The organism is Parasutterella sp. (assembly GCF_057870745.1).
This window is the reverse complement of record NZ_DBMALT010000001.1, coordinates 1-17,050: the sequence shown is the minus strand read 5'-3', so window position 1 is coordinate 17,050 and position 17,050 is coordinate 1. Positions and strand designations below refer to the sequence as shown.

Here is a 17,050-nt window from a genome sequence, read left to right as displayed (position 1 = left end):
CTCACCATTTGAATCGAATACCACGATAGCGTTTGCCTTCTACGATAGCTCCTGCAAGTTTATAGACCTGCCGTTGAAGAGCATTCTCTAATTTGCATTGCTTCTGTGAGTAATTGATTTTTGTGCTCATCGTTTTATCGATAAGTTCCACCAATTGTTTCTTCAGCGCAGTGTCCAAAAAGTTTTGCTCAGAACCAAGCTTGCATCTCAGACTGATGACATTTCTATCGACCACCCACGCTCTGTACTCCTCAATGCAGTCAAGTACCAAAGATGGCTTTCCGGCTCGATCTGCATGGAGCAGTCCGGCGTAGATCTCCAGACCGGCGTTGCCTAGCGCATTTTGAATATAACTATGAAGAATTGCGTACCCATAGTTAAGTGCAGCGTTGGTGATTTCAGTGCTGCCTCTTCCTTCGCGTTCTTGGAACGTCTCGGGCAAAAGTCTTGCTTCTTTTAAAGCGTTCCAGTAAATGAGTGAAGCGCTTCCTTCTAGTCCCATTACCGTATTCTTCCAGTCGGGGCCTGAGGCTCGAGTGTTCAGTAAGTTACTGATCTCTTCTAATCGAGTTCCGGCATTCCGAAGTAAAAGACCGTAAGCCGTTTCTCTTTTCATGAGGTATTTGCTGAAATAAAGGAGGACGGCCCGTTGGTTTCGGATTTTCGAAAAAATGATTTCCTTAGCCAGAAGCTGGGCTTGCAAAGATTTGAGGCATTCGAATTGGGATTTTCTGACGCCGACGACGGCATGGCGGTGCATGCCGGATACTTCGACAACTCCTACGCCTTTCCAGTCGAGAAAGTAGATTCGAATACCTCTTGCTGCGCAGGCCAGGATAAGGTTAGAAGATAAGGAAACGCTTTTATCGATTCGGATGGTTCTGAGTCTGGAAAGCGCAGTTTCTAGGATTACGTTATCGCCGTTGCGTACGATCAGGCGATTTCCGTGAACACCTAGGAAATCGCCAAATCCCGAGACTGTTAGGTGTCTCATGACCTTTCCTTACCGGCCTCTGAGAAGATTTCTTTCAGCGAACAGGCTGCACCTCCGACGATGTAGTTGAAAATCACTCTTGGTCCGACTAATTCGAAGAAAATCGTTCCGTTGTGTTTATTGTCCTCCCTTGGTTTAGGGAGGAACTTCGTAAATTCTGCGTTCTCAGTATAAATTTTGTTGTCAAAAACCTCCGAGACGCTAAATTTAAAAGAACTTCCTAAAGAAATAGAATTTTCTCCGAACCAGGCCAAGAATTTTTCTCCAGGCATTTCAACGCGTAGGTAGCGGCGACTGGAAGTGCCTTGAGCAAGCTCGATCCTCATCAAGTCATCTTTGTTGTAAACCTCTCGGAATTCAGACATGGAAATACTTCTGTCGTGATCCACAAAGCGGTAACCGTAAGCGGTTAGATTGCGGTTTTGTAGTGCAGGGTGGATGATCGGAGAGCTCCAGTCTAATTTTCCATTTTTCACCGGGAAAGAGGAGTAAAGATTATTGGTATCCTGAGATTGATAAACGAAGTCTCCGAAAGCTGTTTTTCTTCTGATTCGAACTGCCCCGGATTGAGTAGCAACGACAGGTAGGCTGAATACTCTCTTCGCTTTCGAATGAAGATTTCTTGTTCCGAAAGAAGAGGGCCAAGCAGCCTCTAATGCTTTTCTCAAGGCATTCTCGTCTTTGAGTTCCTCAGCAGTATTTTCTTTGAAAACGTTCCAAAGAACCTTACCCCATTCAACGGCCGCCGGAATAATAAGAGATCCCTTAAATTTAAATTCCTTCGAAGAGTATTCAACTTTTTTGAGACAGCCTTTTTGTTTAGCTAGATTTTCAATTGAGTCTTTGGAAAGTTCTTTTTTAGACTTAATGAGATCAGAAACGGTTGCGGCAACGTCTTGTTTTACAGTAACGAAATGGAGCGCTTCTAGAATCTTCGCGGCTTTATCCTCTTCAGCGGTAAATTTGGAGCCGGCTACTTTAGAGAAAAGCTCGAACGCCTTGTTCTTAACAACTCGATAAATTGTCAGTTTTTCTTTTTCGCTGCTTGGCGCTTTATCTAAGTAAGCTCCCAGGACGCTGAGGATGCTGAAGGGATCCTTTCCTCCGATAGAAATGCGATTGGGCTTTTCCTCAAAAGGCATATTAGAAGGATAGCCGATAAAGATTTCTCCTCTAGAGACGATGATGTCCAAGAATCGTTCGGCATAGATCGTTTCTTTGAAGATGGGAGAATTGGCGATATTCGTCTTATCAGAAAAGCTTCTTGGAGTGTTTTGGATAACTTGGCATGAGCCCGTAAACAGATTGTCGAAATTAATCGGCTCATAGATAGCTAACTGCGATCCCATCCTCTTAGTTTTAAAAGGATCAGAGCACGCCGCCAAGTAAATACACATAGCGTCGATCGAGTGTGAAGCGACCGGTTGCACCTTAGGTTTACGGAATTCTGGCCGATATTCAGCAAAGCGTTTCCGCATCTCGCTCGAATCGGCAGCAGGGACTGAAATGGCATCAAAAATGAGTTCATTGCCTGTTTCCTGAGTCCAGGCTGCTAGTGCTTGTCTGACCTTAGAGAAAATCGAGCGGACGAACCAAGCTTGCGTACCATTTACAGAGGCTTTTCTTCTGGAACCTAGAACGTCTATGACTGCCCGACGGGCTTCGGAGTCTGAGTTCAGGAATAAAGCGTGACGGGCACATGCTCTTTCTTTCTCAGAAAGCAGATCGAAATAGCCAAGTCTGCCTGCAGCTTTTAGCTGGAGCACAGTGCTTTCGATCTCATTAGTAATTTGACTCAGGTCAGAGGTGCCGAAGACGGCAGCCAAATAATTTTTAGCAAGATTAGAGAGTAAGTAGATATTGTTCTTCTTCTCTTGATTTCCCTGTGCGCTGACAAAGATAAGGTTTACTTCGCTGTTATAGATGCTTTCTGACTTCTTTAATGTCAGGCTGCGAGGAATAATGTGATCGATTTCTCCGACGTCATCGAGCGGTCTTCCGGTATAAGCGCAAATTCCGTGACTGTCAGCACGGATTCTTTCTTCTTTGCTTAACCATCTCTTCTCTTGATTCTCTTCATTGCGTTGAATGTCTTCCAGTTTTTTCTTCAGTTTTTGTTCTTTAAGTTGAATGTACTTCAAGTCGGTGAGAGAGGCGGTGAAATTAAAAGAGTTGGCTTCAATGGCGACCGGGATCTTTACGGTTCCATTAGTAAAATCCACGCTCTTTTTAACTTCTTCCGCAATCCTTTTAGCAACTTCCCAAGAATTCCTGTCGATGGCTTTGCGAATAAATCCGTCGAATGGACGAACGCAATCCGCAGGGAGGCGACAGCATTGTGCCGAGCCGTCTGTCATCGTCATACGCCAGGCGTTTTCTAAGTGGGCGGCAAGAGAGACTTTAGAGAAGCCGTTTCTTTCGGTTTCGATGAGGTTATATAACTGAGCCAAAGAATACGGGTTATCAAATTTACTCTGAGCCTCATCCGACAACCGGAGTTCTTTTCCGATAAAGGGGGCAACTTCGCTGACCATCTTCAGCACTTTGATAACGGCAGCAAACTTCTTGGAGAGTTCTTTTTCTGTTTTGCCTTCTTTTAGTGCTGTTTTGACGAATTTGTAGTCCTCAGAAAAATAAGGACCGTAAGTCTTTCTTTCATTCTCGATTGCATTGCAAATCGAGCGAACTGTCGAACGACCTTTGACCTTGCTGTTCCAGATCTCTTCGATAAAGTCAGTTCCTTCTGCAGGTGACACGCCGAGGGCTTGTCCGACGATCACATTAAGGATTTTGTTTTTCATCGGAGGATGCAGGTCAGCCCTTTCCAGCAAAGCGTTTTCCGGGAACCAAAGACCATTTTTTGCCTTAGCGGTTTCTTGATAGTAGCGATTGGCAACTTCAAGAAACTCTTCCAGCTGATGGCCCGAGAGAACATCTTCTAATTTTTCGTTTTTAATGACGACTCCGTTCTCGAAGTCTTCGGCGGTTCTTCTAATCGAGCATTCATCAAGAGCGATACTTCGATCAAACGCTCGCTGCAAGATATAGGCAAGCCGATAATCAGAGTCGGGCAGGACATCCGATCGGATTTTTATTCTGCTTTTACGATCCGTGTTTTTTAAGATCTCAGTCAGATCTTCTGTGAGAAGAGGGTAGGCGCCGGCAAATTTGTTCGCCCAAGACTTCCATTTCTCTCCATATTCAGAAGACAAAGCCTTCGGGTTCAGATATAACGTCTGATCTTCCGGAGGTCTTCTGTTGTTCTGATCCTCGTATGGAGGAATGGTGCGGTCGGGATCAAGACCTGCGAGCACATCCAAAACATCGCCGGACTGCTCTAAAGATTGAATGATTTGTTTTTGAGAAGCAGACCATTCTTTATCGTCTGATCGAAGATACTTCAAAGCGCGGACGAGGACATTTTTTAATTTAACCGCGTCTAATTGTTCTTGTCCTTGCTCGAATTTTGCATCATTGAAATACCAGCGAACCGCACGTTCTTGGAGATTAGAGATGTTGCCGATAATTCTCCACAAATTATCTGTCGAGCCAAATGCTTCGGATAGACGTGTAATTCTTGAATCTCGCTTCATGTCCTGAAGAATATCGCTGAGATATTTAGAGCGATGTTTGTGTCCTAAAGACTGAAGATTTGCGATGTATTTTGAGGCGTCTAGGATAGCGCGGCGTCCTTCGACGTAATTGGCAAGAATCTCCTTCGCACTGTATTCGGGGAAGCTGGTTTTAATGTACTTTTTAAAGTCTGCCTCTTTTTGTCCGGACAATTCCTTATTGAGAGCTTTGGTGGTCTCAGGAGAGTTTGCGATAGCTTCCCACTGAATATTCAGGGGTTCCGAATCATTGAAGAAATTAGTGAAACTCGGCGCGGAGGAAAATACTGAAGGGTCTAGACTTTCCAAAACAGATGTGTCTGTTTCAGCTTCTGTACGGGCGTAACCTCTTCTTTTGAGGTAGCCGGACAAGGCGATACGGAGATTTTCGCGTTCTTCCGGAGCTAATGTCTGCTTCTTTTGGAGAAGCTGATATTCTGCAACTAAAAGCAATAATCTTCTTCTTAAATCGAATCCCTTGTATGAGCGGACCCGGTGTCGTACTGCAGTTCTGGACTTTGATGAGAAAGAAAGTTTTTCACTATTAACGACGGTAAAGGCAGACGAATGATCTCTGTGTTCAGCTTCGTCAGATGGATGAGAGAAGTGCCGGTATAGGTTCCTCCCAAGTCAAGACCGACGCCAATAATGTGAGTTTTCCCCATTTTCCCTCCTCAAGAATTTATTATTTAGTTACAAAATTATAGGTTGAATTAGAAAGTTTGAATATATTTATTTCAGTGAGTCCACAAATACGAGTCCATTTTTCAAAAGAATGTGGGTCGAAACAGTTTGAATGCTTTGTAGCTGCATTTCTCGACTTCTGTTGAAAGAATACGCAATTAAAGAGGAAACTATTTTCCTGACTTTGACTATCTGCTAAAAATTAGGCTGAGTTTGGTCAGGGGCGGAATTTTCCCTTTTTTGGAATGACGGAACGATCCTCTCTTTGAACTGAGATTGGATCGAAAGAGTAAGAAGGAAAGAGGCGTAACAAAGGGAGAGGTGACTTATTGTGCGATTTTTTAAGGCATTGATAGACGGGTTGCTTAATGGCTTAGCCACTATTTTCTCGGTTGTTATGTTTTTATTGCTTCTGCTTTTAATTTCTTTTAGTTTCTACTTCGTGTTTTTGACTTGATGTCTTCGTTTACATGCAAGGGTGCTTCGACGCCCTTTTTGTGTGGATTCCGGCAATAGTATGTGCTTCAGTTATTGAAAGAATGTACGATTGAAGCATACCCGGTGAATCCGTTATGTTCGTCAACTCGAAGAGTTTCAGTTGTTATTGAAAGAATGTACGATTGAAGCCGACGTATTGAATAGCGTTAAGAAGCGCGCCAGTGGTTTCAGTTGTTATTGAAAGAATGTACGATTGAAGCCACTCTGTTCATTAAACGAGTTAATAAGAATTTGAAGTTTCAGTTGTTATTGAAAGAATGTACGATTGAAGCCAGGCATCCCTTGCATCAGCGGTCAATCCTGGTGGGTTTCAGTTGTTATTGAAAGAATGTACGATTGAAGCTAAGTCTCAAGCTCGGTACGATCTGCGTCCTCAAGTTTCAGTTGTTATTGAAAGAATGTACGATTGAAGCTCTCCTGCCGATGGAAGAAAAACAAGGTATTAGAGTTTCAGTTGTTATTGAAAGAATGTACGATTGAAGCGGCAGGTTGCTTGGTTATTAACGATCGTGACGATGTTTCAGTTGTTATTGAAAGAATGTACGATTGAAGCTCAACTGCGAGCTTAATCTCGCAGTGCTTGATGCCGTTTCAGTTGTTATTGAAAGAATGTACGATTGAAGCTCCGAAACCAACTGATTGAAAATAAACGATTTTTGACAGTTGGTTTCTGGTCTGTTTTTCGAAAATGGTCGATCTGCACAAAAAGTGCCATTATTTTCGAAAATTTGGGGTGATTGCTTGACTGTTTTTGATAGTTGTGGCAATATCTGGTTACATTCTTTCAACAACGAAATCGCCTTAGGGCGAGCTGAAATCAATTTGATTAAATATTAGATCCGGCTACTGAGGCCTCTTGGCCTTATCCGGATTAACAAGGAGCCTCTATTCGAGGCTTTTTGTGTTGACCGAACCGACGTAGATTCAGTTAAGCCATTAGAAGGAATTTACTTTGGTTTCAAAGCAATTCCTTTTTTATCGCGTTAGCCTTACTTTCCGAAGATTTTCGAATGTTTCGAAAATTAGGTTTTATTTTTGTCTGTTGTAACGGTTTTGTTGGGAAAGTGAGAAGAATCCCCTAAATTCGCTAGGAAAAAGGTTTGGGCTGTGGTCTTTCTGAAATGGTGCAGGGAGCTGTAGATGGTTCGCATTTCCCAAAAGTTTCAGGAAAATGCATAGACCAACAACGTTCAATGATTCCTGTGATGAACCAAACGGTTGAGCGACCCCAACAAATATTGTGAGGGAAGAAAATTATGATGAGGAGAAGAGGGTGATTTGGTGGCCCGAACCGGACTTGAACCGGTACAGCTTGCGCCGAGGGATTTTAAGTCCCTTGTGTCTACCAATTTCACCATCGGGCCGCCAAGAAGTCGCATTCTAATATAAATTTCAAAAAGCTGCTTTTTTCTTTCTTCAAGTCTTCGATATCAATTGTTTCTTCTCTTCGTAGAAACGAGTTCGTTTTTTTACTCAGATTAGGGTTTACATCTAAATAATCACATAAAACAGGTAAAATCATAGGTAAGAAATTTAAGGAAATTAGTGATTTTCCTAGGTCGAAGGATTTACAAAAATGTTCTGTCGGCCAGGTGAAAAATAAAGGAGGATCAATATGTCTGCGAATTTCTCTTCTGATTCGATCGTTTGGGTTGACGGACAGGTCACTCTGCCGAAGCATATTTTGAAGATTTTAGGCATCGAAAACGGTCATCGCTCTAATGTGACGTTTATCGTAGAGAACGGCGAAGTAAAAATCGTTAACAGCGCTGCCTATGCAATGAACAATCTGAAAAAAGCTAAAGATAAAGAAGCCGCCTAACACTTTCTACACAAAGCAGCTTGAAATCATTTTTGTTTAAAAAGCTGGTTGCATTGATGTGAACACGTCAACAGCCGGTTTGGCGTTTTTAGATTAGATCTGTCCTCAAGTTAGATGTGGATTAATACAATCCTCCTTGGTAATTACCCTTCCTCATTTCCTTCCAACAGAAATTTCTGCAAATTAAAGGGTGTCGGCCTTCTCCTCTCTCATATAATTTTTGAAGAATATCTAACAACCTCAGAAAGTTACGGAGAAATAATGGATTCTCTGATATCCAATACCGCCGCTATAAACGGGCTTCTTGCGCGCTTTGGCGTGAAGTTCGGTATCTATAAAAACGGCGAGTTTCATGAGCAGCTGTTTCCCTACGATTCGCTTCCTCGAATTATTCCTGCGGATGAGTTCGCTGAAATTGAAGCCGGCTTGATTCAGCGTGTCGATGCGCTCAACGCCTTCTTGAGAGACATCTACACGGAAAAGCGAATTGTCGCTGACGGCGTGATTCCGGAAGACTTCGCTTTTTCGTCAAGCGGCTTCCTGCCGGTGTGTGACAACTTTGTTCCGCCGAACGGAATTTACTCTCATATTTCAGGCATTGACCTCGTCCAAGCTAAAGACGGAACTTGGTACGTTCTTGAAGACAACCTACGCATTCCTTCAGGCGCTTCCTATCCTTTAATTGCCAGAAAACTCGCTCGCCGTGCTTCGCCGGAGACATTTAAAAATAACTCGGTCGATCGCAACGATGATTACGGACTCCTTTTAAGAGAAGCAATGGAAAGCGTGAATCCCGGCGGCCGCTGCGTCATCATGACACCGGGAAGGTACAACGCTGCTTTCTTCGAGCATGCTTATTTGGCTGAGATGACCGGATGTCCTCTGGTTATGTACAATGACTTGTTCGTACAAGACAATAAGCTCTATTTCAAGAGCAGATCGGGTTCTCCACAGTTGGTCGGCGCTCTCTATCGCCGAATCTCCGACGACTATCTTGATCCTTTGACCTTTAAACCTGAATCACTCATCGGCGTTCCGGGCATTATGAATGCCTATCGGGCAGGGAACCTCGCGATTATCAATGCTCCCGGAAATGGCGTTGCCGACGACAAGGGTATTTATTACTTCGTTCCCAAGATGATTCGTTACTATCTGGGCGAAGAACCGATCCTCAAAAACGCAACGACTTATCTGCCTTTCTACGAAGAAGACAGAGAGTACTGTCTGGCGAACATCGAACGCTTAGTTATTAAAGATGTTGCCGAAGCAGGCGGTTACGGAGTTCTCTTTGGTAAAGATTTAAACCAAGAAGAGCTTGAAGCCTGGAAAGTAAGAATTCAGACTGAATCACGTCGCTTTATTCTTCAGGAAGTGATCGACTTTATTGACCTGCCGGTTCTCGAAGACGGAACGGTCGTAGAGCGCAAATGCGATCTTCGTGCATTTGTCATTAGTTCAACCAACGGAACGAAAGTTTGGCACAGCGGTCTTACTCGTTTTTCCCGCAAGCCGGATTCGTTCGTCGTTAACTCTTCTCAAGGCGGAGGCTTTAAAGACACATGGATTTTATCTCGATAGAAAAAGGCGAAAACTTATTTTGGCTCGGCCGCTACGTTGAACGTGTCTACCGTACGCTGAATTATCTCGAAGGCCTCTATGATGTTCTGATTGATACAGATGAGACGGCTTATAAAGAATTTTGTGCCGCTTTAAACATTCCTGATGTTTACGAAGATGCATCTGACTTTATGACGAGTTACTTCTTCGACGAGCTCAACCCTGATTCGGTGTACAGCAATCTTTCTCGAGCCTACGACGACGGAATTTTGCTGCGGAATACCATCTCGACTCGCTCTTTGGCTTATATTCAGCTGGCACTTGATGCGATGGAAGATGCGAAGGCAGAAGGTTCCGGAGCTCTGTGTTCGTTTGAAGTCATTGATCGCTTGTTGGCTTTCTGGGGCAGTATTGACGAATATCTCTCTTCAGGCCAAGAACGCTGTCTCGTTAAAGCCGGCCGTTACCTTGAGCGCCTGGACATGCAGCTGAGATTGGGAGAAAGCTGGGAAACAATCGGCGTGACGATCGGTAAACTGGATCGCAGATTACAGGGCGCAAAGATTGCCTACAGCGGTCAAAAAATGCGTGTTCTGAAAAATTTTGCCCAGTTAGCTGATGATGATCCGGAGACCCGGCTGGTGGCTTTGGAAACAGTTCAGAAGCTCTTGAATAATTAAAAACTCGATACAATGAAAAAATTTTTGTATTCGCTTAGGGCGGATCTGTTGTTTTCCGAACCCGTTTCGAATCACACATTTGTGCTTCGCTCTGTCCCGCTCTCGGAGCCGGGACAGGAGCCGATGCGCATCTCTTTAACCTGTCAGCCGGGCTGCCGGCTGTCAGAAACCTTTGACGGACAAGGCAATAAAGTTTTCCTGGGCAGCATCGAGAATAAACATACCTTCTTTTCTTTTTGCTCGACAGGAGAAGTATTGGTCGATTCCTCGCAGCGCAGCAGTTTCGGTGCGGCTGCCTACTATCGATATCCGACTCAGCTTACGACGCTGACTGGCACGCTCAAAGATTATTTTGAAGCCAATAAAGTTGAAGGCGCACCCATCGCCCTTGCTGAATACTGGCTAACAAAAATTGGTACAGACTTCCGCTATCAAAAAGGCGTTACGACAACAGTAACTGCGGCCCATGAAGCGTGGGAGCTCGGCGCCGGAGTTTGTCAGGATTTCGCGCACATTCTTCTTGCTTTCTTACGAGCTCAGAACGTTATTTGTCGCTACGTTGCCGGACTGACCACCGGTGAAGGTGCTTCTCATGCTTGGGTAGAAGTTTTTGACGGCGAAACATGGATCGGAGTGGATCCTACGCATCAGAGATTCTGTGACGATAATTACGTCAAGATTTCACAAGGACCAGACTTTAGTTTTTGCGCTTTAGAAAGAGGCGTCTTTATGGGCGCAGCGGATCAAACTATGTCGGCAAAGTGTAAGTTGGTTGAAATTTGAGAATGATTGAAGACGTCATAAAAGTAAAGATGCCGGTCGGCGAGTCTTTGGTGATTCGCAAGAACCGCCTCTTGCCTGATAACGCTGCGTCAGCAGAAGGCCTTAAAAGACTTTGCGTCGTTTCCGGAATTCACGGCGATGAGCTTGAAGGACAGTACATTTGTTATTTGCTTAATAAAGTCGTTCGTGAAAAGAGTGAGCACCTTAAAGGGGTGTTGGATGTCTATCCGGCATTGAACCCGATGGGCATCGATACGATCCAGCGAGGATTTCCCGGTTTTGATTTGGATATGAACCGGATTTTCCCGGGACGTACCGACGGAGCGGCGACGGAGTGGGTTGCAAGCAAATTGATTCAGGAATTCAAAGGCGCAGAAATGGCGATTGATATTCACGCCAGCAATATCTTCCTGCGCGAGATTCCCCAGGTTCGCGTCAATATCAATACGGCAGGTAAACTCGTTAAATACGCGAGCATGCTCGATGTCGATTTTGTTTGGGTGCATCAAGCTTCTACTGTGCTCGAATCAACGTTGGCTTACAGCTTAAATTCCATCGGCGTTAAAACTCTTGTCGTAGAGGCGGGCGTCGGCATGAGAATTACTCAGGATTATTGTCAACGGCTTGTGAACGGAATTCTGAATCTTATGCAGAATCTCGGTATGTGGGACGGGCCGGTCCAGCCTGTTAAACAGCCGATCGTTTCCTTAGATCGCTCCGTGAGTTTTGTGAATGCTGAAGAGCCGGGTGTGTTTGTCCCGACGGTTCGTCACAGCGATAACGTTAGACGAGGCGAGATTTTTGGCCAAATTGTAGATGCGCTTTCAGGTGAGGTTCGTCAGGAATGCGTCTCCGAAGTCGATGGTTTGCTCTTCACGCTTCGTGAATATCCTATTGTAAATAAGGGGTCTCTGATTGCCCGAATTCTTCAGGAAGAACGTCGATGAAAGAAGAAGTTATTTTCAGAATGGAGTCGGCCTACCGCGAAGACTTTGAAGTAAAAAGTTATCACTTCGGCGGCCCTGAAAAGACCATGTGCATTATCGGCAATATGCGCGGCAATGAAATTCAGCAGCTCTATATTGCCGGCCAAATGGTTCGAACATTAAAGCGCTTTGAGGAAGAAGGGCGGTTTATCCGCCGTCACGGTGTGACGGTGATTCCGTGTGCCAATCCGTACTCCGTTAATGTCGGTAAGCGCTTCTGGGCGATGGATAACTCCGATATCAATCGAATGTATCCCGGATACAACAAAGGTGAGACTACTCAGCGAATAGCTGCCGGTATTTTTGAAAAGATTCAGGGCTACCGCTTCGGCGTGCAGTTTTCCTCTTTTTATATGCCCGGAGACTTCGTCTCTCATGTGCGCATGATGAAGACGGATTATGAGGACACCGGCTTGGCTCAGCTTTTCGGAATGCCTTTTGTCGTTCTTCGCAAACCCGTTCCCTTTGATACCACAACCTTAAACTTCAACTGGCAGGTGTGGGATACAAAAGCCTTTTCTCTTTACAGTCGTTCTACCGAGAAGATCGATAAGAAGGGTGCGGACATGGCGATTGCGGCGGTTTGCCGCTTCTTAAGCCGAATGAACGTTTTAAATTACAACGTTTACGGTGGCTATGAATCGACCGTTCTTATAGAAGAAGAGCTGGTGTCGCTGCGTTCAACCGCTTCCGGTCTTTACATTCCGCACGTGAAATCCTTTGATTCCGTTGAACGCGGACAAGTTCTTGCGGACATCATTGATCCGCTTACCGGCGTGACCGTCGCCCAGACCGAAGCACCCGAAGACGGCATTGTGTTTTTTGCCAAAGATTCTCCCCTTGTCATGGAAAACGAAACTCTCTTTAAAATAGTGAACAAGCTTCACAAGTAACACATAAAGAGAGTCCCCGGATGGCAGATGTCAGCTACAACATTCCGGACCTGCGTCCGGGAGAAGTTTTTCGTGTCGAACAGACGATAAAGCGCAGCCGTTTTATCGCTTCTGTCGGACACACTCCCGGTGTCGAAGAAGCAAAAGCTTTCATCGAACAAATTAAAGCCGAATTTGAAGATGCCCGGCACAATTGCTGGGCTTATTGTGCCGGAGCCGCCGGATCTACCGATCGTATCGGCGCAAGCGATGACGGCGAGCCTCACGGAACCGCCGGACGCCCCATGCTGACGGCTGTTACGCACAGCGGCATCGGAGAAGTGACCGTTGTTGTGACTCGTTACTTCGGCGGAATTTTGCTCGGTACGGGAGGACTAGTTAAAGCCTATCAGTCTTCCGTCAAAATGGCCTTAGAGGCAGTGCCCACGCGAGTTCGTACCAAAACGAAACGCATCAAATTCAGCGTTGAACATCGATTTGTGAATCAGGTTCTGCGCAAGATCGAAGCCGTAAACGGTCGAATTCTGGAAAAGAATTTTGATATGGATGCGGATTTTGATGTCGAAATCCCCGAGGATCTCGCTGAGACTTTTGCTAAAGAATTGGAAGAGCTCACGCGCGGAGCTCTTCTCATTGAATTCGTCGAAGAGTAACCGCTTATCTCGCTAGGCCGATTGTTAAATTCAAGCTCCCTAAACCTGTACACGTCTGGCTTGGGAAAGCTTCATTCTGATTTTGCTTAAGAATGACAAACTCAGGTTTGCTTCGACGGGCAAACAATTCGCTTCTTCCCAAGAGCAGAGAAAGTGCCACGAAGAAACGCTGATCGGCAGAAATTGTCTTCATGCCCGCAAGACCTGAAGCGTCCGAGAGCTCGGGTGCAAATAATTTCACACCTTCATCACGAAGTTTGATCTTGGCGCCGGGGATGAAGGCATCAATGTCTGAAGAGCCGTAGGCGACTGCAAGCGACAAACCTAAACGCGCAATTCCCCCCGGTTCCTCAGCATTGGCGCAGAGAGATTCCCATCGTTCAAGCGAGGTCTGTAGCTTTTGGAATTCTGCTTCTTCCCGTTTTCGGCGATTTTTGTTATTCGCATTTTTTGCCATCTTCTCACGTAGGCCTGTGAGCTGAACAGTGGCTGTGTGGAAGAGATCGGATTTTTCTAAGAGTTCTTCTTCGAGCTGTTCACGAGTGCGCGTCGTCAGGTTCTTCTCCTGAAGACTGTTTAATGCCTGCTGTTTTTCTTCGTACTGCGAATTTACGACACGATATCTTTCGAGCAGTTCATCGTTTTGACGCAAGAGGTCATCTTTCTGCGCAGTTGAGATCTGAGAAGAAAGGAAGCTGGACTCGTTCGGGAAACCGGCCTTTTGAAGTTTTTGGTTGAAAGCGTCCGAAAGCGATTCAATGGATTTAATGGTTTCGCTGCGATGTACTTCGAGACTATTAATTTTGTTCTGCGTAGAAAGCAGGGCTTCCTCTTTGGCAGCAAGACTTAATTTAGCTTCTTCGGCAAGACGTATGGCATTGGCCTTTTCTGTTTCAATCGCGGCAATTACTTCTTCCGGCGTCTGGCTGGCAATTGCTTCATGCCGTTCTTTTTGGAACCGTTTGATCTGTTCAGTGAGAGCCTCGATGTCCTTTTCTAAGGTTTCTGCGCTCTTCTTCTGAGCAGTCAGAGACGCGACAGTATTTCGGAGGGCTTCTTCGCTCTGCGCTGTTTCTTCTTCGATCTGTTTTTTCTCGACGCTCCAGTTGATCCACTGTTCGCGGCGTTTTTCGAGCGTTGGAAGGTTCTGCTTCATGATGGCCGGGTTAGAGGCCTTCAGGCCGAAGCGGGCAAAGGCTCGCTCGAGCAAACGCGTCAGGGAGACGCGATTAAGTTCAGAGTCTTTTTGATTCTTTTCCAGCTCGGCAGACATGTTGGCGAAGTTCTTCAAAGCCTCTTCCAAAGACGCCTGTTCTTCTTTTTTACGAGCGGTTTTAAGCGCTGCATCTTCGCGCTTTTCTTTCAGCGATTCAATCGCTTCCGTGAGCCCTTGAATTTTCTCCAATCGTGCTTCAAGGTCATCTCGACGATTGGCTAAAGAAGTTTGTTTTTGCTTGAGTACAGCTGCCCAAGTGATCGGTTTCTTTTCTCTCAAGCCGACAATATTGAGCTCGCTCGCGATATACAAAATCTCGCCCTTGGCTTCATTGAGTTCTGTCGTAAGCGTATTCAGAATGTTTTCGGCTTCTGTCTGCTGCAGCTGAAGCTGCGCAAATTCAGCTTTGCATTTTTCCGATTCGACGAGCGCGAGCTGAGCGTCTTCTTTTGCTTTAGCGAGTTTGTCTTCCAACGAACGGTCAAACGGCAGTTTGACGGAGTAGGGATGGTGAATCGCGCCACACAAGGGACACGGCTTGCCGTTGGCTAACTTTTCGCGCTGTTCATTCAGCGACAGTACTTCGAGATAGAAGGAATAAGCTTGCTGAGCTGAATTGACGACGGCTGTCTTATCGATATAGGCCTGGCGAGCCGCATTCAAAGCAACCGTCGCGAGTCTCAAGGCGTGCTTGGTGTTCTCGAGCCCTGCTTTTACCTGATTGAATCGGTCGTGTCCTTCTGCCAAGAGAACAATTCTTCCTTGAAGCGCGTCTAGGGCATTTAAGCGTTCATTCTGATTGTCCAGTTCCGCAGCCAGCGTCTCGACGCCTTCTATTCCTAAAGACTTGGAGAGCATGCGCTCTTTCATGGAAAGTTCGCCCGTGACGGCAAGCTCCTCGTTTTTAAGAGCGGCAATGACGTTTTGAACGTCTAATAAAGCAGAGCGGGAGGACTCAATCCGTTTCTGCAGTTCCCGCTGCGTTTCTTCTGCCTCAGCGCTGCGAATGACTTCAGCGTCAATCTCATCAAGAAGACGTTTGTACTCTTCGAGCTCATCGACCAAGAGCTTATCCATAGAAAGGTCATCCATCTTCTTGTTCAGAAGCTGTGAGCTAATGGTCAGTTGGGAGAGGACGTTTTTTAATCGTGTGTTTTCTTCAGAGAGGAGACGAGCCGCGGTTTGCTCGTTAAACAACTCCTCTTTAAGGTGCTTGCTTTGAATCTGAGAATCTTCGATTTTTTCATCTAATTCGCGAACGCGTTCCAGCGTTACACACTTCTCGTTGTAGTTTTCCAGAACGCTCTTGAAATTTTTGTCTGCCTCAGCATGAGCCAGAGAGGCGGAGCGGACGCGTTCAGAAAGCATCGGGACGGATTTTTTAAGTTCCGTAATCAGCTTACCTTCTTCTTTCTCATCGACTCGAAGCTTAGAGAGGACATCGTAGTCGGGAGCTAAGGCGTCTGCTTTCAGCGCTTTTTCCAGAACGTTTTTTTTCACGTCAAAGCGAGAAAGGTCGCCGTTGACTGCCGTGAGCTGCTTAGACAAGCGGGCGGCTTCATCCTTGAGCACATTGATGCGAATGAGCCAGTCCATCGAATCTTTGAGCTGGGCAATTTCGTTTTGCAGAGTAGCGTGAGAGACGCCGGCCTTAATGAGCTGCTGATTGAGGCGTTCTTCTTCCTCATCAGAAACAACCGAAATTCCGTCTATGACAGACTTAGAAGCGGCGAGCAAGGCGGCCTGCTGCTGAGAAACTTCAATGCCCTGAGTCAGGATGGCATTTCCGAGGGACTCGGAGACATTTCCGATCAAAGATGAGGCTAAAGTATCCGCATTCTCTGTCAAAGATTCAGAAGTCGAGAGAATGTCATAGAAAAGGGTGTCTTCTAATTTATCGGCATCAAGATGCGTGATCCTAGCCATGGCGACAGGAAAGGGCGCAGCCTGCAGGTCAAACGGCATGCCGTTTTTGCGGATTTCAGTGTTTTCGTGGGACCGAAGAAGTTCAAATCGTCCCTCTTCTGTGGAGAAGACCAGGCGAACTTCGGGATTTTTTCCAAGTTTCTCGGATGAGATATCGAATAGAGCGAACTTTAGAGCGTCAAGGAATAACGCAATATTTTTCTCTCCCGTCAGGGGAATGGAAAAAACGTCGGTGCGTCCGTCAAAATCGAGATCCCATTGACCGAGGAAAGTCGGTACTCGGGAAAGACCGAAAGCATGAATCTGCATAACGAAAAATCAAAACAACAAATCAGTAAACAACCTTGGTTAATCCGTATCCGAGCGCAAAGAAAATGGCAGAGATCACGGTCCACATGATTGTCAGAACACGGGTCACAGAGAGGATTTTTTCTCGCTGGTAGTCGTCGATGCCGGGCTTAAGCAGCATTCGGCCGAACTTGCTGTAATAGCTTCCGCAGAAGCCTCCGATAACTGCCGGGATCATGCCCCAAAGATAGCTAAAGTTGATCCAGCCGATGAACAGCCCGGAAGCGATCATGGCGGCGATGATAATGGGATAAGCGAACATATTATTTTTACTCCGAAAGGTTCACTTTACCAAATCTCCCGAACTCCCAGAACATAGCTCCGGGATTTTTTCATTTTGAGAAAAATCTTTCGTAAATTTAAATAGTTGAAATTGACTCTAAGGGTAATTCCTGCTAT

General features: G+C 45.7%; 12 protein-coding genes, 1 tRNA gene, 1 pseudogene and 1 CRISPR repeat array. Of the genes and pseudogenes, 7 read left to right on the top strand and 7 right to left on the bottom strand.

All coding sequences use genetic code 11. The features are described 5' to 3' along the window. Nucleotide 1: 1 nt before the first annotated feature. The 5 genes and pseudogenes from cas1 to ACZND6_RS00050 form a co-directional block, all read right to left on the bottom strand. Nucleotides 2–994, bottom strand: coding sequence for a CRISPR-associated endonuclease Cas1 (gene cas1, locus ACZND6_RS00070; RefSeq protein ID WP_008811655.1), 993 nt, complete (start codon nucleotides 992–994; stop codon nucleotides 2–4). After that, nucleotides 991–3,351 (bottom strand): HNH endonuclease domain-containing protein, encoded by a 2,361-nt coding sequence (locus ACZND6_RS00065; protein WP_489524280.1) that lies wholly within the window; start codon nucleotides 3,349–3,351, stop codon nucleotides 991–993. Before ACZND6_RS00065 ends, cas1 begins: the two co-directional genes overlap by 4 nt. A gap of 60 nt (nucleotides 3,352–3,411) precedes the next feature. Further along, nucleotides 3,412–5,064: pseudogene (locus tag ACZND6_RS00060) on the bottom strand (type II-B CRISPR-associated RNA-guided endonuclease Cas9/Csx12); the annotation flags it as partial. Between the two features lie 5 nt (nucleotides 5,065–5,069). Then, nucleotides 5,070–5,270: a hypothetical protein gene (locus tag ACZND6_RS00055; protein ID WP_489524237.1), complete on the bottom strand. Its 201-nt coding sequence runs from the start codon at nucleotides 5,268–5,270 to the stop codon at nucleotides 5,070–5,072. 537 nt (nucleotides 5,271–5,807) lie between these two features. Then, nucleotides 5,808–6,411: direct repeats of the CRISPR family, unit length 36 nt; unit sequence GTTTCAGTTGTTATTGAAAGAATGTACGATTGAAGC. A 655-nt stretch (nucleotides 6,412–7,066) separates the two neighbouring features. Then, nucleotides 7,067–7,151, bottom strand: a tRNA-Leu gene (locus ACZND6_RS00050). Nucleotides 7,152–7,402: 251 nt separating this feature from the next. Here ACZND6_RS00050 and ACZND6_RS00045 point away from each other — a divergent pair. The 7 genes from ACZND6_RS00045 to ACZND6_RS00015 all read left to right on the top strand — a co-directional run bounded on the left by ACZND6_RS00045 (nucleotide 7,403) and on the right by ACZND6_RS00015 (nucleotide 13,161). Continuing rightward, entirely contained in the window at nucleotides 7,403–7,609 is a 207-nt protein-coding gene (locus tag ACZND6_RS00045; protein WP_008811657.1) for an AbrB/MazE/SpoVT family DNA-binding domain-containing protein, read from the top strand. Nucleotides 7,610–7,870: 261 nt separating this feature from the next. Then, on the top strand, nucleotides 7,871–9,187 hold the full coding sequence (locus tag ACZND6_RS00040) for a circularly permuted type 2 ATP-grasp protein (protein WP_489524236.1): 1,317 nt from the start codon (nucleotides 7,871–7,873) through the stop codon (nucleotides 9,185–9,187). After that, a complete protein-coding gene (locus ACZND6_RS00035) occupies nucleotides 9,169–9,846 on the top strand; it encodes an alpha-E domain-containing protein (protein ID WP_008811659.1) in 678 nt (225 codons plus the stop codon). The genes ACZND6_RS00040 and ACZND6_RS00035 overlap by 19 nt, the downstream gene beginning before the upstream one ends. Before the next feature lie 12 nt (nucleotides 9,847–9,858). After that, on the top strand, nucleotides 9,859–10,629 hold the full coding sequence (locus ACZND6_RS00030) for a transglutaminase family protein (RefSeq protein WP_293737881.1): 771 nt from the start codon (nucleotides 9,859–9,861) through the stop codon (nucleotides 10,627–10,629). Nucleotides 10,630–10,631: 2 nt separating this feature from the next. Continuing rightward, nucleotides 10,632–11,576, top strand: coding sequence for a M14 family metallopeptidase (locus ACZND6_RS00025; RefSeq protein WP_418571710.1), 945 nt, complete (start codon nucleotides 10,632–10,634; stop codon nucleotides 11,574–11,576). Beyond that, entirely contained in the window at nucleotides 11,573–12,508 is a 936-nt protein-coding gene (locus ACZND6_RS00020) for a M14 family metallopeptidase (protein WP_008811662.1), read from the top strand. Before ACZND6_RS00025 ends, ACZND6_RS00020 begins: the two co-directional genes overlap by 4 nt. Nucleotides 12,509–12,528: 20 nt before the next feature. Beyond that, a complete protein-coding gene (locus tag ACZND6_RS00015) occupies nucleotides 12,529–13,161 on the top strand; it encodes a YigZ family protein (RefSeq protein WP_293737885.1) in 633 nt (210 codons plus the stop codon). A gap of 4 nt (nucleotides 13,162–13,165) precedes the next feature. Here the strand turns inward: ACZND6_RS00015 and ACZND6_RS00010 are convergent, their stop codons facing one another. Further along, entirely contained in the window at nucleotides 13,166–16,612 is a 3,447-nt protein-coding gene (locus tag ACZND6_RS00010; protein ID WP_489524235.1) for a coiled-coil domain-containing protein, read from the bottom strand. 22 nt (nucleotides 16,613–16,634) lie between these two features. Beyond that, on the bottom strand, nucleotides 16,635–16,913 hold the full coding sequence (locus ACZND6_RS00005; protein WP_293737888.1) for a lysine transporter: 279 nt from the start codon (nucleotides 16,911–16,913) through the stop codon (nucleotides 16,635–16,637). Nucleotides 16,914–17,050 lie beyond the last annotated feature (137 nt).

Coding starts and splice junctions, on each gene's coding strand:
- cas1 (WP_008811655.1), bottom strand. CDS start 994: ATGAGACACCTAACAGTCTCGGGATTTGGCGATTTCCTAGGTGTTCAC.
- ACZND6_RS00065 (WP_489524280.1), bottom strand. CDS start 3,351: ATGACAGACGGCTCGGCACAATGCTGTCGCCTCCCTGCGGATTGCGTT.
- ACZND6_RS00055 (WP_489524237.1), bottom strand. CDS start 5,270: ATGGGGAAAACTCACATTATTGGCGTCGGTCTTGACTTGGGAGGAACC.
- ACZND6_RS00045 (WP_008811657.1), top strand. CDS start 7,403: ATGTCTGCGAATTTCTCTTCTGATTCGATCGTTTGGGTTGACGGACAG.
- ACZND6_RS00040 (WP_489524236.1), top strand. CDS start 7,871: ATGGATTCTCTGATATCCAATACCGCCGCTATAAACGGGCTTCTTGCG.
- ACZND6_RS00035 (WP_008811659.1), top strand. CDS start 9,169: ATGGATTTTATCTCGATAGAAAAAGGCGAAAACTTATTTTGGCTCGGC.
- ACZND6_RS00030 (WP_293737881.1), top strand. CDS start 9,859: ATGAAAAAATTTTTGTATTCGCTTAGGGCGGATCTGTTGTTTTCCGAA.
- ACZND6_RS00025 (WP_418571710.1), top strand. CDS start 10,632: ATGATTGAAGACGTCATAAAAGTAAAGATGCCGGTCGGCGAGTCTTTG.
- ACZND6_RS00020 (WP_008811662.1), top strand. CDS start 11,573: ATGAAAGAAGAAGTTATTTTCAGAATGGAGTCGGCCTACCGCGAAGAC.
- ACZND6_RS00015 (WP_293737885.1), top strand. CDS start 12,529: ATGGCAGATGTCAGCTACAACATTCCGGACCTGCGTCCGGGAGAAGTT.
- ACZND6_RS00010 (WP_489524235.1), bottom strand. CDS start 16,612: ATGCAGATTCATGCTTTCGGTCTTTCCCGAGTACCGACTTTCCTCGGT.
- ACZND6_RS00005 (WP_293737888.1), bottom strand. CDS start 16,913: ATGTTCGCTTATCCCATTATCATCGCCGCCATGATCGCTTCCGGGCTG.